Raw genomic sequence first — 13,424 nt, 5'->3', positions numbered from 1 at the left:
AATCTTATCCTTGATTCCCAGATAAATACCATATAGCATAGTATATAGACTAGTCATTGGAGGAATAACATGAAGAAAATAGTTACCAGAAGCCTTGTAGCTGCTGCTTTGTTCACAAGTCTCGCTGCTTGTGAAGACAAACAAGGCGATACGCACGTCACTTACAAAACCCCTCAACCTAAGCATGCCCCGGGAGCAGACGCCATTTCAGCAACAGATGAAACGATGGCCCCTGTAAGTCGGGTAGCTCAAGAAGATGAAACCGATGATCGATTAGCATTTGGAGAACGATCAAAACACGGTCAATATTATGTGTCCACAACGGATGCGCAATTTTATCCTGTTAAAGGAGCTAAACAAGTAAACACCCAGTACATTGTCGTATCCGTTCAGTTTCAGCGAACACCTAATGAACATTCGACTGTAGTATTAAACGACACAACGTTTACATTACAAGATACAGTAACTCATCAAACTTACGAACCGTCTGATGGAGGGAATTTATCGACAGAAACCCCGCACACCCTGTGGACAGCTTCTTCATTACCGTCACTATCTGACGATGAACCACTTAACCTCGATGTTGCATTTAAAATTCCAAAAAAGGCCAACCATACGTATAACCTGTTAATTACACAGCAATCAGAACGAGCGGATGTGTTTAAGTTTGAAGAAGCCAAACAGAATTATTAATTACATACAGAAAAAACGCCCGTCTTTTGTTTTATCGAAAAAGAGGGGGTTTTTTGTAACATCATCCTGTTTCTCATAGAAAGCGTTAACTATACTACAACCCCTGAATAAAAAGAAGGAATATACAAGGGAAGCGGAGTAAACGATAGACACAAAAAGAAAAAGAGAATAGACATAAAGCGCGTTAGTGTAGTCAAGTTCAAAAAGAACGTGTATCATTGTAACTGCTGGTAACAAAAGATAGACATAAAATATAAATAAAAAAGTTATGAGAAAGGAAAAGGTGCGTACATCACGTTAAAGACATATGAATCATAAACATACAAAAACAACTACTGAATTTAGTAATAAAAAAATAAACATGCATTTAAATAGAAAGCTATCAGCCGCTATTATAGCTGCGTTTCTTTTTACTTTACTTTTTTGTTTTATGCCAGGTATAAAAGAGTCAATTCCCAATTTTTCTATTAAAAAAACCAGTCCGCATTTCATTGATTTATTTCCTTTATACCTTTTATTTTTTACACCCTTCTTTTTAATAATGGGGACGTTAGGCACGGTTATCGTTGATTTATTAGTCAGTGCTTTTGTAAAAGACCGTAGTAAAAAAATTGATTTTATCATGTCATTCATATTTCACGCCATTTTTGGGTTATTAATGTTTGAATTCGGAATGATGGGCGTCATTCTTATTTTTATTGTTGATCGCATTCTTTCAATCCGTAAAGAAAACTATTCTTATTTATCCCCACTGGGTTGCTTAGTACTGTCGGCCATTATTGGAACTCTCGTCTACTTCATTTTTACTATCGTTTAATAAAAAATAATAAAAAAGAGACCCAATTGTTAGACTATATCTAACTTTTTAGGGTCTCTTTTTTGTTTTTTCTTGAAAGTTTGATTTACTATGCTATCGTTTGATAAATCAAAAAGATATTTAAACAAATGACTAATGCAGCTATCACCCAAGCTACAGTGGTTGTTGCTTTATGATTAACCAACCCGCCCATGATTTTTTTATTACTCGTAAACATAATAAGAGGAACGAGCGCAAAGGCAATTCCGAACGATAAAATAACTTGACTGACAACTAGTGCACTTGTTGGATTTACGCCCAATCCGATAATCAAAAGCGGCGGAATAATTGTAATGAACCGGCGAAGATATAAAGGAATTCTGCGTTTAATAAATCCTTGCATGATGACATCTCCAGACATTGTTCCGACCGAAGAACTTGAAAGTCCTGAAGATAATAATCCAACTCCGAACGCAATAGCTGCAAAGGGACCAATTAAATGTTCAAATTGTGTAAAAGCCACGTCCAAATCTTGCACGTTTAGTCCGTTTTTAAAGAATAGAGCGGCTGCGACAATCAGCATGCTTGCATTAATTGCACCAGCGATAATCATGGCAATCACAATATCAATAAATTCAAAGCGGAAAATCGCTTTTTTCTCCGATTCTGTAGTTCCTACCACGCGGCGCTGCGTAAGAGCTGAGTGCAAATAAATCGCGTGTGGCATAACTGTAGCACCCAAAATCCCAGAAGCTAACAGCACGCTGTCTGTTCCGTGAAACTGAGGGACAAATAAGCCGTGGACAACACTTGCGCCGTCTGGATGCGCAAGAAACATTTGAGTTCCAAAAGCTAATACCACAATAAAAACCATCGCCGCAATAGCTGCTTCTAGCAGTCGAACACCTCGTCTTTGTAACTCTAAAATAGCAAAAGAGCCTACCGCTGCGATAAGTGCAGCTGGGAACAGAGGAATATGAAATAATAAATAAATTCCAAGAGCAGCCCCAATAAATTCTGCTAAATCCGTCGCCATAATGACCAATTCTCCTTGGATCCAAAGCCCAAAAGAAACGAAGGACGGGAAGTGTTCCTGTGCTATCTCGGGTAAATTCAAGCCCGTTGCAATCCCTAATTTAGCTGATAACGATTGAATTAAGACAGCCATTAAGTTAGAAATTAATACAACCCAAAGCAGCATGTATCCGTATTGAGAGCCTGCTGCAATATTAGTAGCAAAATTACCTGGGTCAATATAAGCAACCGCTGCGATAAAAGCAGGCCCTAAGAAAGGTAATAATCGCTTAATTCCTTTTGTTTTACCCGACAATACGTCTTGAGCACTTAGCTGCATAACTGATAATGCTTTACTGCCGTTTTGATCTTTCATGTCTAGTGCTCCTTTCTTTGATGAACAATAAATAGCCCAAGCTAATTTTTTTATATGAAGTATAAAATGTTTCCTTAATGCAAATTATATGCTAGCAAAGGTTCTTTTGACAATAAAAAAGTTTAGCAAAAAATATAGATCATCTTCAGCTGTTTTTATCCCGTTTGGCACAATTCTTTAAATGCACAGCCGTGACAGGAGGCAGGCGTATCTGTTTGAGGGAAATGCTCAAGCGGAAGAGGCTGATTTACCTCTGAGTCTTCCAAAAAAGTTTTCATATAATCAATGCTTGTATCAACTTGCTGAAGAACAGCTTCAATTTCGTGAAGAGTAAGCTGATACGTACGCGCACTGCCTGAAAGCAAGTATTCGTTTCGGACTTTTATCTGATCGACGGAAATATTATATTCAGCTAGCACGTAGAGGGCGTATATCGCCAGTTGAAACAAATCATCTTTTGTTTGTTTACTTATTTTCCAATCAACAATCGTAAATTCGTCTGTGACTGGATTTTTAAAAAGAGAATGAAAAGGCGCATATACTTTATGATCATACACATTTATAGAACGAAACGACTGATGAGGCTCCACTTCTAAAAAAGGTGAAGATACGATGTCGCAAAAAGATTTACTTTGTAAAAAGTGATGTACACAAATGTGTACCCGTTTTTGCATGTCTTTAAGGTCTTTTTTAGAAATATAGCCGTTTTCGTAGAATTCTAAAAGCATCTTATACTGAGCAGGCTTATGATACCAAAGCTCTCCATAGTCAGTAGAATCACGCAGTGCGTTATTTAGTAGCTGCTGCACTTTCTCCGCTAAGTTCCGTTCATTTGGGACAAGCTTTGTAGATGTATAGTCAGAAATGGCCTCTGTAATCACTTGACGCACGGCTTGTCCGGCGTACATAGATAAAGTGGAAACCTTTTTTAAACGATAAGCGCTCTGAGACTGCGCAGAAGCGCTGTCAAGCCATCCGTTATGTGAGACATAATAATGATATGCATACTTTCGGTTGCACTGTGTGACCATTTTATGTCTGGAGTACGACCATGAAAATTCAGGGAAATCAGTGATTTGAAACAAGCTATTCACATCCTTTTTCAAAAACTGCGTATAGGTTGGTCTATTAGTATATTCGTACATGAGTTAAAATAGACTGAAAATGTAGAGAGTGAATAGCTACGCATGCATATTATTTTGTGGATTCTCGCGAAATATGTATAAATAGAAAAAACTATTTAAAAATTGATTGCTTTTTTCTGTGGCGGATGTTATATTAATAAAGCGATGAGCTAATTTGTGTAAGTCGAAGGACATGCTTTCGAGCTAAACGTGTGAATGTGGTCACACGGTCCCCGCCACAAACGCATCAAAGACGTCCTACGTGGACGTCTTTTTCATTTTATAAAAAAGAGAGCTTATGCTCTCTTTTTTTGTGTGAGATTATTTACTGAAGAAGTTAGGGTTTTTATTTGAATGCTTCACTATATTTTTAATACTTCTTTTTCACCGTTTTTTATTCCATACATCGTTTCCTACTTGCAACAAGAGTTTTCTTATCCGATTTTCTCGACCAAACATAAATATATAAAAACTTACTGTATTTGCACATTTGCCGCATATTGCATTGTTCCTCTTGTAGAGTTAATCGCAATATCAACAACGTACAAACCTTGATTTTTAGGAACCTTAAATTCATTATTTTTGACAAACAGCTTGGTTTTTTCACCGTTATCTCTCCATATATGCACACTCACACTACGAATATAAGCACCGTCTAAGTTCGAAAAATGGAGCTTAACCAATTGTTGCTGCTGCAATGGGATACTTTTTTGCTGCGATATGTATGTATATAAATCATATACATTTATTTCTTTTTTTGTTGTTGAACGGCCGTTTGACCAGTTAATAGAACCTTTGTGAAGGTGATAGGTATGTTCGTTGACCGCAAGCGCAGCTTCAGGTTTGTTTTGATCGTATTCTTCCTCTAGAAAGAAAGCACTGTTCTTAAGTAAAAGTAAGAAGAACACTATAACAGCTCCTAGACCGCTTAAGACATATACACCACATTTTGCGGATTGTACTTTCATAATAATTTCCTTTCATAGACCAATAATTAAGGAGGATATGTACATAAAATTTCCACTTTTTCTATTTTAAACGATTACAAGTAAAATTACATTTATTGCTTTCTTTCTTCATGAAAAACAGGATAATAGTCATATGTTTTCTATAAAAGGTCTCCTTAGATCAAAATCAAACCCATAGAAAAGGAAGATAAATGGAAATTAAAAGAGGGAATCTAAAAAATTTACAGAAGTTGATAAGTGATTTAAAATTATACAGAGGAAAAAAGCATTTCAAAAAAAGGGAGATTAGTAGGTTTTTTGTTCTACTTCCGCTTCTTAAAAAGTCGTATTTTTCGTAAGAAACTGTAAAGCTATATTTTATAAAGGTGAACCAATACATATACAAACAAAAGGGACACACAAAAAGGGGGATCAGCATGCAAATTAGAGAACTAGAATTACATGATGCTGCAAACTTTGTAGATTTGCTTAAACAGATTGAAGAAGAAAGTAAGTTTATGCTGTTTGAAAGCGGAGAGCGAAAGCTGAGCACAGATCAGCAGGAGAAAAACATCGAAATCTTTAAGCAGCAGCCAAACTCTACGATTATTGTAGCAGAAGAAAACGAGATGCTTGTGGGATATATAGCTGCAACAGGGGGGGAAGCTAACCGAAACGCTCACATCGCTTCTCTAACATTAGGTATTCGAAAGACGTTTCAAAATCAAGGGATTGGGACAGCTTTAATCGGTGCACTTGAAGAATGGGCGAGAGAACACCGTATTCATCGTCTTGAACTGACAGTCGCTATACAGCATGAAAAGGCTCTTTCTTTATATGACAAAGTAGGATTTGAAATTGAAGGAACAAAAAAACATTCACTGCGAATTGGCGGTTTGTTTATTGATGAGTACTATATGTCTAAATTGCTCAACTAAAAAAGAAACGACGTTTAAAGACGCCGTTTCTTTTTTTAGCTTCCTCTATAAATTTGGTATCCCCACGGTGACACAAGCAAAGGGACGTGATAATGTTCTTGTTCAGAAGACAATCCGACTCGAACAGAAACCTGATTTAAAAAGGGGGGATTTGTTGTTTGGACCTCTTGTTTTTTATAATATTCCCCAACATGAAACAGAAGTTCATAATCTCCTGATTCAAACGCTTCAGAAGAGAAGAGCGGAGTTACTAACCTCCCGTCTTCATTTGTAGTACCGTGTGAAATTTTTATTCGTTTACTTTCCGACTGAATATGATAAAAATCAACTTTGACAAAAGCAGCCGGACATCCGTGGGTAAGATCTAAAATATGAGTTGTGATTTTAGTCATGCTCGTTTCTTTGTCTCCTTATCTTCAGTAATTTTATCAGTTAAGCGAAAGAAAGCAATTTTATATACTTCTTCTAACGCTGTATCAAACTCTGTTTGCTCGGTATTTAGTAAACGACTTTGCATTGCCTCGTAGATATCTTCTTTTTGTTTGCCTCGTACTGCCAAAATAAAAGGAAAAGGAAACTTCTCCATATACGTTCCATTGAGAGAAGAAAACTGTTCATACTCATCTTGCGTTAAGTTTTGTAAGCCTGCTTTGGTTTGTTCTTCAGTAGAAGCAGATGTCATGGCAATGTTTTCACCTAGATTTGGATGAGCTTGCAGCAGCTGCAGCTGTTTTTCTACAGATGCTTGCGCTACAATTTCTTTCATCATGGCATGAAGTTGTTCAACGGAAGAGAAAGGGCCTTTAGAATAAGCCTCTTCTGCAACCCAAGGTGAATGTTCAAATATATCACCAACTAGTGAAACAAAATGCTGCTTGCTAAGCTGATTTACATACTGTACGGATACGTTATTCATACTACACCACCTTTATTTTATTTCTGAATAATCTGTCTTCTCCAAAGAGACAGAAGGTACTTTTCGTTCAATTGATGCGTTAAAAAAGAGATTTAATAAAATGGCAGCCAAACTTCCCGTAATAACTCCATCACTTACAATTACGCGCAAAGCATTTGGGAGCTGAGCGAATAAATCAGGTACCACCGTTACACCAAGGCCGAGTGAAAGAGAGCACGCAATAATCAGCAAATTTTCTTGTTTGGACAAATCAACAGCACTTAGCATTTTGATGCCTGATGAAATAACTAAACCAAACAACACGACCATTGCTCCTCCTAAAACAGGGGTGGGAATAATGGTTGTAAAAGCAGCTATTTTCGGAACAAGCCCCAGTAATATGAGAATGAAGCCGGCTACTACCACTACATTTTTTGTTTTCACTTTCGATAACTGAACCAGTCCTACATTCTGAGCGAATGTATTGTAAGGGAAAGCATTAAATAGCCCTCCAAGAACAATGGCGATTCCTTCGGCACGGTAGCCTTTTGTAAAATCCTTTTCCGTTAATTCCCGATCACACAGCTTTCCTAACGCTAAAAATACGCCTGTAGACTCAATAATAATGACCAAGCATACGAGAATCATTGTTAAAATAGGGCCGATTTCAAAAGTAGGCATCCCAAAATAAAAAGGAGTGGGAACGTGCAGCCAAGAAGCTTCATTAAAATTAGTGAAATCAACTTTTCCCATTAATACAGCGGCTATTGTTCCGGCTACAATTCCAATCAATACAGAAAGAGAACGAAGAAAACCGCTGAAAAATCGATTTAAAATTAAAATAAGCGCTAGAACACCAAAAGAAAGAAGAAGATTAGAAAGAGAACCAAAATCTTTGTTTCCCACTCCTCCTGCCATATTTCGGACAGCGGATGGTACAAGCGATAAACCAATCATCGTCACAACCGTTCCGGTGACAACGGGAGGGAAAAATTTAATAATTTTGCCTAAAAAACTTGCTGCCAGTACGATGAAAATACCACCGGCAATAATCGCTCCGTAAACAGCGCTAATTCCATATTGAGTTCCAATTGCAATCATAGGAGTCACCGCTACAAATGAGCTTCCGAGTACAACAGGAAGACCAATACCAAACCACCTGTTCGTCCATGCCTGCAGCAGCGTAGCTAGTCCGCATGTTAGTAAATCAATGGCCACAAGATAGGATAAGTCATGGGCATTTAAATTCAATGCGCGCCCCACCATCAGCGGAACGAGAATGGCACCCGCATACATAGCAAGTACGTGCTGTAATCCCAATGAAGATAGTCGAAACGGTCGATTTTGGTTATTCACCTAAAAACCTCCTTTAATTATATCACATGTAATGTCAATAAATATTACATTTATAATAATACATTAATAGTAAAATGTTTTTTAAGGGATGTCATTAGTTAAGTTGACTAAAAATAGAGGATTCGATATCTACTTTTTTACAATATATAGAGAAGTAGGTAAGCTATCTTGTAAAAAGATGTTACATTAATTTTTAGTACCAACTCTTAATAGTAAGTGATATAATTTTTGTATATATTTTCAAATAATAGAGGGAAGAGGAAATGTTTATGTATAATCTTGCGGCTCACGTATGTAAATTTTTATTAAAAAGAAGAGGTAAGCTTTACATAAGGAATAAAGAGTCTTTACCAACAGACACAGGTTTTGTGATCGCTTGTTCGCATAAGGGATGGGTAGACGTTGTAGCGCTTGGTGCGGCTATTTTGCCTCACCAAATTCATTTTATGGCAAAAAAGGAGCTTTTTAATCATATACTCACTAGTAATGTATTAAAAAAACTCAACGCATTCCCAGTAGATCGTACCAACCCGGGACCCAGCAGCATTAAAACACCTATTAAATTAGCAAAAGAAGGACATATCGTCGGGATTTTTCCTAGCGGCACGCGAACAGAGGAAGACGTTCCCTTAAAAAGAGGAGCAGTCACTATAGCGAGTATAGCAAAGGTTCCTATTGTACCCGCGGTTTACAAAGGACCCGCAAATGTAAAAGAACTATTTTCGAAGGTTCCTATTGTTATCTCCTTTGGAAAACCTATCTACCTTGGAGAAGATAAACTGACAAAAGATCGCCTTGCCGACGTGTCAAACCATTTAACAGCTTCAATTCGTGCGTTAGAGGAAACAGCAAGATAACTTCATAGTGGAGGTGCATCATGAAGGATTGGGTACAGAGAAAGTTAAACGATGTAATTAGTGATGATGTGCAGGCAAAAATGAAAGAAAAGATGGCTGAAAGTGGCGTAACCGTTCCTATATCCGCTTCTATGCTCATGCGAATTTTTCAAAAGCAAATGACAAAGCAAGATCAAATTCAGCAATTCTCTATTTCATTTCAAGACTCCTATATTCACGTGAATGGAATTATTAAAAAATTTCTGGTGAGAATTCCATTTTCCATTGTGCTAGAACCTCTTGAGGCAAAAGAACGTACGCTTCTATTCAAAATCCATGAAATGAAACCTCTTAATCAAAATTGGATCAACTATCGAATTTTTCACAAGCCGCCTGTTACTACGTATGAAGAAAAACAAATTCATATCAATCTCAATGAAATTGATAAAGTGAAGGTCATTCCAGTAGGGAAAATCAAACAATTTTCAATACAAGATGAAAAGCTTCGAGTGAAAATTGGTTTATAAATAGTTATAAATAAAATGTAGAAATAGTTTTTTTAGAAAGAAAACCTTTTCAATTCAGCACTTAATTCGATTAGGTGCTATTTCTTTATAATTTTTATAAAATTTTTAGAATTTTTCGTCTCTAACTATTGTGACACTCTTCCCTAAAGTTGTACAATGTAACTTATATAGAGGTTTAAGCGAAAAACCCGTAAATATAAAGAGCAAGGAGAAACAACTATGACAACTTATTCAATCGATGTAACACTAAGTCAAACAAAAAAAGAAAAGCCGCAATCTGATCAATTGCAATTCGGGAAAGTCTTTACGGACCATATGTTCATTATGGATTATACAGAAGGCCAAGGATGGCACGATGCTCGTATTGTCCCTTATCAACCTATCACATTAGATCCGGCATCCATGATCTTTCATTACGGGCAGTCTGTTTTTGAAGGACTAAAAGCATATGTAACAAAAAAAGAGCAAGTATTATTATTTAGACCAGATGAGAACTTCAAACGTTTAAATAAATCAAACGATCGTCTTTGTATTCCTCATGTTGATGAAAACTTAGCGCTAGAAGCGTTAAAGCAGCTGATTAAAATTGACCGCGAATGGATTCCTACTGCTGAAGGTACATCACTATACATTCGCCCGTTTGTCATCGCAACAGAGCCTTACTTAGGAGTAGCGCCATCTGACCGCTATCAATTTATCATTATTCTTTCTCCAGTTGGTTCATATTACAAAGAAGGGATTGCTCCTGTAAAAATTGCGGTTGAAAGCGAATTTGTTCGTGCTGTAGCCGGAGGGACAGGGACAGCTAAAACAGGCGGAAACTATGCTTCAAGCTTAAAAGCTCAGCAGCTTTCTGACTCAAAAGGCTATTCACAAGTACTGTGGTTAGACGGAGTTGAACGCAAGTACATTGAAGAAGTAGGAAGCATGAATATTTTCTTCAAAATCGATGGAGAAGTAGTAACGCCATCTGTGAACGGAAGCATTTTGGAAGGAATTACGCGTAAATCTATCATTGAGCTGCTAAAACACTGGGATATGCCTGTAACTGAGCGCCGTATTTCTATGGAAGAAATTAAGCAAGCTTATTCCGAAGGCAAACTAGAAGAGGCATTTGGAACAGGTACAGCTGCAGTTATTTCTCCAATTGGCGAACTATTTTGGAATAACGAGAAAATGGTCATCAACGATGGAAACACAGGAGAAGTATCACAAAAACTGTATGACACTCTAACAGGTATTCAAAATGGTACAGTGGAAGACCCATTCGGCTGGGCAGTGGAAGTAGAATAAATTTCGGTAGTCAAATATCTTTTTACGTAAAAGAAGCGGACAGCTCCCGCTTCTTTTTTTATTGCCGAATAGTCCAAAAGAAACGAGTTATTTTTTTGAATATTTAGAACTATTTATATACTTTTATTGTAAAATAAAAGTATAATTTCCCTTATAAAAGCAATACTTTGTCTTTATTGAAATTCACAGCATTACTTATTCGTTATAAGGGGGAACAAAATGCTTTTTTTATCACATGATGAAAAAATTAAACAGCTGGCTTCACACTTAGCTGAACGACTCGAAAGAGAATTAAGCCAAGAAACCTCAGATGAACAAATGCACGTGCTCATCGGCTATTTGTTTGCTTCTCATTTAATCGAGCACCGTCCCACGGGTTATTACGTAAGGTCTCAATACCCTGAGCAGCTAAAAGATTTATATGAAACTTTACACGTCCATCAATAAATTATCTCTTCCTCTTTTGTCCTATATCGTGTAGAATTTTAGAAAATATATGATTTTCTAGTTGATGGCAGAGCTAGGATATAGCGAGGTGTGGCATTTACCTTTAAATGATTAAGTAATGGCTTTAGAGGTGAATAATGTTAGCACAGATCAAAGAAATGAGTTTAGATAAAAATCGTCGTAATCCACATTACCGCGTATTGTTGCAGTGTCCAGACGGGAGTGAACTATTCATTCACTTTAATTATACATACCGATCAAAAACATATTGGTCAAGAGATGTATATTACAACAATGTTCATAAAAAATCTCAGCTTGCTTGGTATACCCAAAGCGTAGAAGGAATGACGGCTCAGCAGTTTCTTGAAGAGCTAGGAGCCAAAGTAAATGAACATTTCGATTTTACACTGCGACGATAACCAAAAAAAGCACCCCTTCATAAGGGGTGCTTTTTTTGGTTCTTTTACACAAATAAGGACAGAGTAATGTATATTCTCTTTTTTTGAAATGAAAGGCGGAATGTTCATGGCGCAAATTGTAATGTGGATGTTTTTTATCGGTCCTTGGCTATTGCTTTTTGCAGTGGATAAAGAGCGAGTGAAGCGGTATATGGCTGTATCACTATTTGGAGTGGTATTGTTAACGATGGTTTTTCAAATTGCAGATGGCTTTAACTGGTGGGAAGTGAATAAAACTCTTTTTTTTCTTCGTTAATATGACGCCTTTTCCTTTTGGCATATTTATAATAGGCACGCTTTTTATTTTTTATTTTACCTATCCTGGCTTTTGGATGTTTATGATTATCAATGCAGCATTTGATTTGTTTCAAGCATTTGTTATGAATCCTATTTTTGAAAAGCTAAATATTTATACACTGAAGGAAATGAATCATTTTTTATTATTTGTACTAATGATGGTTGTTGCTGTTCTACTTTTTCTTTATCAAAAGTGGCAAGATACTGCGTTTAAGTTATCTATCAAGTAATAGAGAGACGGGTTGTGTTTTATCGCTAACTTTTATATAATGAACGTATAAAACCCTCTATTTATATCGGAAATAGAGGTGTTTTTACTATGAAAAAGATACAAAATGGCAAAATATCTGCGGATGAATATCATTTTTCGCAAAAAAATTAAAATAATGTAAAAGTTTATGTTAAAATGGCAATGTTGCGTGAACGAATTAACTAAATTTACGCAAGAATGCTATTTACATACGTAAGAAGGAGAGAGATTTAAGATGGCAAAGACGTTAATTTTTGGACATAAAAATCCTGACACAGATACAATCTGTTCTGCAATTGCATACGCTGATTTAAAGAATAAATTAGGTGTAGACGCTGAACCAGTTCGATTAGGCGATATTAACGGTGAAACGCAATTTGCTCTTGAAAAGTTCAACGCTGAACTACCACGTTTCGTTGATGAAGTATCTAAAGAAACAAATGAAGTTATTTTAGTGGACCACAACGAACGCCAACAAAGTGCAAACGATATTGATCAAGTTCGTGTGCTTGAAGTAATTGATCATCACCGTATTGCTAACTTTGAAACAGCAGATCCTTTATACTATCGTGCAGAGCCAGTTGGATGTACGGCAACGATCTTAAACAAGATGTATAAAGAAAACGGCGTAGAAATCGAACCTAACATCGCAGGTCTTATGCTATCAGCTATCATTTCTGATTCTTTATTATTCAAATCACCAACTTGCACAGACCAGGACGTTGCAGCTGCTAAAGAATTAGCGGAAATTGCAGGCGTAGATGCAGAAGAGTACGGATTAGCAATGCTGAAAGCTGGAGCTGACTTAGGCGATAAAACAGCTTCACAATTAATTTCATTAGATGCTAAAGAATTCAGCATGGGTACAAGCAAAGTAGAAATTGCACAAGTGAATGCAATTGACGTAAACGACGTTTTAGTGCGCAAAGTTGAATTGGAAGAAGCTATTACTAAAACAATCGAAGAAAAAGGATTACAATTATTCCTTTTAGTTGTTACAGATATTTTAAACAGCAACTCTACTGCATTAGCATTAGGTTCTGCTGCTTCAAAAGTAGAAGAAGCATACAACGTAACGCTTGAAAACAATACAGCTGTCTTAGAAGGCGTTGTATCACGTAAAAAACAAGTAGTGCCTGTATTAACATCTGTATTTGCTTAATAAAAAAAACGGTTC

At 36.7% G+C, this 13,424-nt stretch carries 17 protein-coding genes; 11 read left to right on the top strand and 6 right to left on the bottom strand.

The window, feature by feature from the left end; genetic code table 11:
- Positions 1-69 precede the first annotated feature (69 nt).
- Complete coding sequence (locus tag MKY06_RS12920) at positions 70-693, top strand: hypothetical protein (RefSeq protein ID WP_223272360.1); 624 nt, start codon at positions 70-72, stop codon at positions 691-693.
- A 307-nt stretch (positions 694-1,000) separates the two neighbouring features.
- A complete protein-coding gene (locus tag MKY06_RS12915; RefSeq protein ID WP_013057220.1) occupies positions 1,001-1,510 on the top strand; it encodes a hypothetical protein in 510 nt (169 codons plus the stop codon).
- Positions 1,511-1,598: 88 nt separating this feature from the next.
- On the opposite strand, the gene MKY06_RS12910 is transcribed toward MKY06_RS12915, so the two are convergent.
- From MKY06_RS12910 to MKY06_RS12900, 3 genes are all read right to left on the bottom strand, one after another.
- Positions 1,599-2,879 (bottom strand): Nramp family divalent metal transporter, encoded by a 1,281-nt coding sequence (locus tag MKY06_RS12910; protein ID WP_098277914.1) that lies wholly within the window; start codon positions 2,877-2,879, stop codon positions 1,599-1,601.
- Positions 2,880-3,034: 155 nt separating this feature from the next.
- Positions 3,035-3,973 (bottom strand): PD-(D/E)XK nuclease family protein, encoded by a 939-nt coding sequence (locus MKY06_RS12905; protein ID WP_223272359.1) that lies wholly within the window; start codon positions 3,971-3,973, stop codon positions 3,035-3,037.
- 503 nt (positions 3,974-4,476) lie between these two features.
- On the bottom strand, positions 4,477-4,971 hold the full coding sequence (locus MKY06_RS12900) for a hypothetical protein (protein ID WP_013057217.1): 495 nt from the start codon (positions 4,969-4,971) through the stop codon (positions 4,477-4,479).
- 416 nt (positions 4,972-5,387) lie between these two features.
- Between MKY06_RS12900 and MKY06_RS12895 the strand changes: the two genes are divergently transcribed.
- Positions 5,388-5,888, top strand: a complete 501-nt coding sequence (locus MKY06_RS12895; protein WP_029321993.1) for a GNAT family N-acetyltransferase — start codon at positions 5,388-5,390, stop codon at positions 5,886-5,888.
- A gap of 35 nt (positions 5,889-5,923) precedes the next feature.
- Here the strand turns inward: MKY06_RS12895 and uraH are convergent, their stop codons facing one another.
- Genes uraH through MKY06_RS12880 form a run of 3 tightly spaced genes read right to left on the bottom strand, consistent with a single transcriptional unit; the run spans position 5,924 to position 8,139 of the window.
- Positions 5,924-6,280 (bottom strand): hydroxyisourate hydrolase, encoded by a 357-nt coding sequence (uraH, locus tag MKY06_RS12890; protein ID WP_098277913.1) that lies wholly within the window; start codon positions 6,278-6,280, stop codon positions 5,924-5,926.
- A complete protein-coding gene (uraD, locus tag MKY06_RS12885; protein ID WP_013057214.1) occupies positions 6,277-6,804 on the bottom strand; it encodes a 2-oxo-4-hydroxy-4-carboxy-5-ureidoimidazoline decarboxylase in 528 nt (175 codons plus the stop codon). Before uraD ends, uraH begins: the two co-directional genes overlap by 4 nt.
- 12 nt (positions 6,805-6,816) lie before the next feature.
- Entirely contained in the window at positions 6,817-8,139 is a 1,323-nt protein-coding gene (locus MKY06_RS12880; protein ID WP_098399476.1) for a nucleobase:cation symporter-2 family protein, read from the bottom strand.
- A gap of 269 nt (positions 8,140-8,408) precedes the next feature.
- Here MKY06_RS12880 and MKY06_RS12875 point away from each other — a divergent pair, with 269 nt between their 5' ends.
- From MKY06_RS12875 to MKY06_RS12840, 8 genes are all read left to right on the top strand, one after another.
- Entirely contained in the window at positions 8,409-8,996 is a 588-nt protein-coding gene (locus tag MKY06_RS12875) for a lysophospholipid acyltransferase family protein (protein ID WP_098399475.1), read from the top strand.
- 20 nt (positions 8,997-9,016) lie between these two features.
- Positions 9,017-9,502 carry a hypothetical protein gene (locus MKY06_RS12870; protein ID WP_013057211.1) on the top strand — a complete coding sequence of 162 codons (486 nt, stop codon included), beginning with the start codon at positions 9,017-9,019 and terminating at the stop codon, positions 9,500-9,502.
- Positions 9,503-9,721: 219 nt separating this feature from the next.
- Positions 9,722-10,795 (top strand): branched-chain amino acid aminotransferase, encoded by a 1,074-nt coding sequence (locus MKY06_RS12865; RefSeq protein ID WP_013057210.1) that lies wholly within the window; start codon positions 9,722-9,724, stop codon positions 10,793-10,795.
- Between the two features lie 219 nt (positions 10,796-11,014).
- Entirely contained in the window at positions 11,015-11,242 is a 228-nt protein-coding gene (locus MKY06_RS12860) for a hypothetical protein (RefSeq protein ID WP_029321985.1), read from the top strand.
- A 137-nt stretch (positions 11,243-11,379) separates the two neighbouring features.
- On the top strand, positions 11,380-11,661 hold the full coding sequence (locus tag MKY06_RS12855; RefSeq protein ID WP_029321983.1) for a hypothetical protein: 282 nt from the start codon (positions 11,380-11,382) through the stop codon (positions 11,659-11,661).
- A gap of 106 nt (positions 11,662-11,767) precedes the next feature.
- A complete protein-coding gene (locus tag MKY06_RS12850; protein WP_235567302.1) occupies positions 11,768-11,956 on the top strand; it encodes a hypothetical protein in 189 nt (62 codons plus the stop codon).
- A gap of 82 nt (positions 11,957-12,038) precedes the next feature.
- Positions 12,039-12,227, top strand: a complete 189-nt coding sequence (locus MKY06_RS12845; protein WP_223272358.1) for a hypothetical protein — start codon at positions 12,039-12,041, stop codon at positions 12,225-12,227.
- A 255-nt stretch (positions 12,228-12,482) separates the two neighbouring features.
- Positions 12,483-13,409 carry a manganese-dependent inorganic pyrophosphatase gene (locus MKY06_RS12840; protein WP_013057209.1) on the top strand — a complete coding sequence of 309 codons (927 nt, stop codon included), beginning with the start codon at positions 12,483-12,485 and terminating at the stop codon, positions 13,407-13,409.
- Positions 13,410-13,424 lie beyond the last annotated feature (15 nt).

The sequence above is a fragment of the Priestia sp. FSL P4-0332 genome, assembly GCF_038005845.1.
Classification (GTDB): domain Bacteria; phylum Bacillota; class Bacilli; order Bacillales; family Bacillaceae_H; genus Priestia.
This window is presented reverse-complemented; position numbering and strand designations above follow the sequence as displayed.

Bases quoted from the DNA above. Each gene is read 5' to 3' on its own strand.
- MKY06_RS12920 (WP_223272360.1), top strand. From the start codon at position 70: ATGAAGAAAATAGTTACCAGAAGCCTTGTAGCTGCTGCTTTGTTCACA.
- MKY06_RS12915 (WP_013057220.1), top strand. From the start codon at position 1,001: ATGAATCATAAACATACAAAAACAACTACTGAATTTAGTAATAAAAAA.
- MKY06_RS12910 (WP_098277914.1), bottom strand. From the start codon at position 2,879: ATGAAAGATCAAAACGGCAGTAAAGCATTATCAGTTATGCAGCTAAGT.
- MKY06_RS12900 (WP_013057217.1), bottom strand. From the start codon at position 4,971: ATGAAAGTACAATCCGCAAAATGTGGTGTATATGTCTTAAGCGGTCTA.
- MKY06_RS12895 (WP_029321993.1), top strand. From the start codon at position 5,388: ATGCAAATTAGAGAACTAGAATTACATGATGCTGCAAACTTTGTAGAT.
- uraH (WP_098277913.1), bottom strand. From the start codon at position 6,280: ATGACTAAAATCACAACTCATATTTTAGATCTTACCCACGGATGTCCG.
- uraD (WP_013057214.1), bottom strand. From the start codon at position 6,804: ATGAATAACGTATCCGTACAGTATGTAAATCAGCTTAGCAAGCAGCAT.
- MKY06_RS12875 (WP_098399475.1), top strand. From the start codon at position 8,409: ATGTATAATCTTGCGGCTCACGTATGTAAATTTTTATTAAAAAGAAGA.
- MKY06_RS12870 (WP_013057211.1), top strand. From the start codon at position 9,017: ATGAAGGATTGGGTACAGAGAAAGTTAAACGATGTAATTAGTGATGAT.
- MKY06_RS12865 (WP_013057210.1), top strand. From the start codon at position 9,722: ATGACAACTTATTCAATCGATGTAACACTAAGTCAAACAAAAAAAGAA.
- MKY06_RS12860 (WP_029321985.1), top strand. From the start codon at position 11,015: ATGCTTTTTTTATCACATGATGAAAAAATTAAACAGCTGGCTTCACAC.
- MKY06_RS12855 (WP_029321983.1), top strand. From the start codon at position 11,380: ATGTTAGCACAGATCAAAGAAATGAGTTTAGATAAAAATCGTCGTAAT.
- MKY06_RS12850 (WP_235567302.1), top strand. From the start codon at position 11,768: ATGGCGCAAATTGTAATGTGGATGTTTTTTATCGGTCCTTGGCTATTG.
- MKY06_RS12845 (WP_223272358.1), top strand. From the start codon at position 12,039: ATGATTATCAATGCAGCATTTGATTTGTTTCAAGCATTTGTTATGAAT.
- MKY06_RS12840 (WP_013057209.1), top strand. From the start codon at position 12,483: ATGGCAAAGACGTTAATTTTTGGACATAAAAATCCTGACACAGATACA.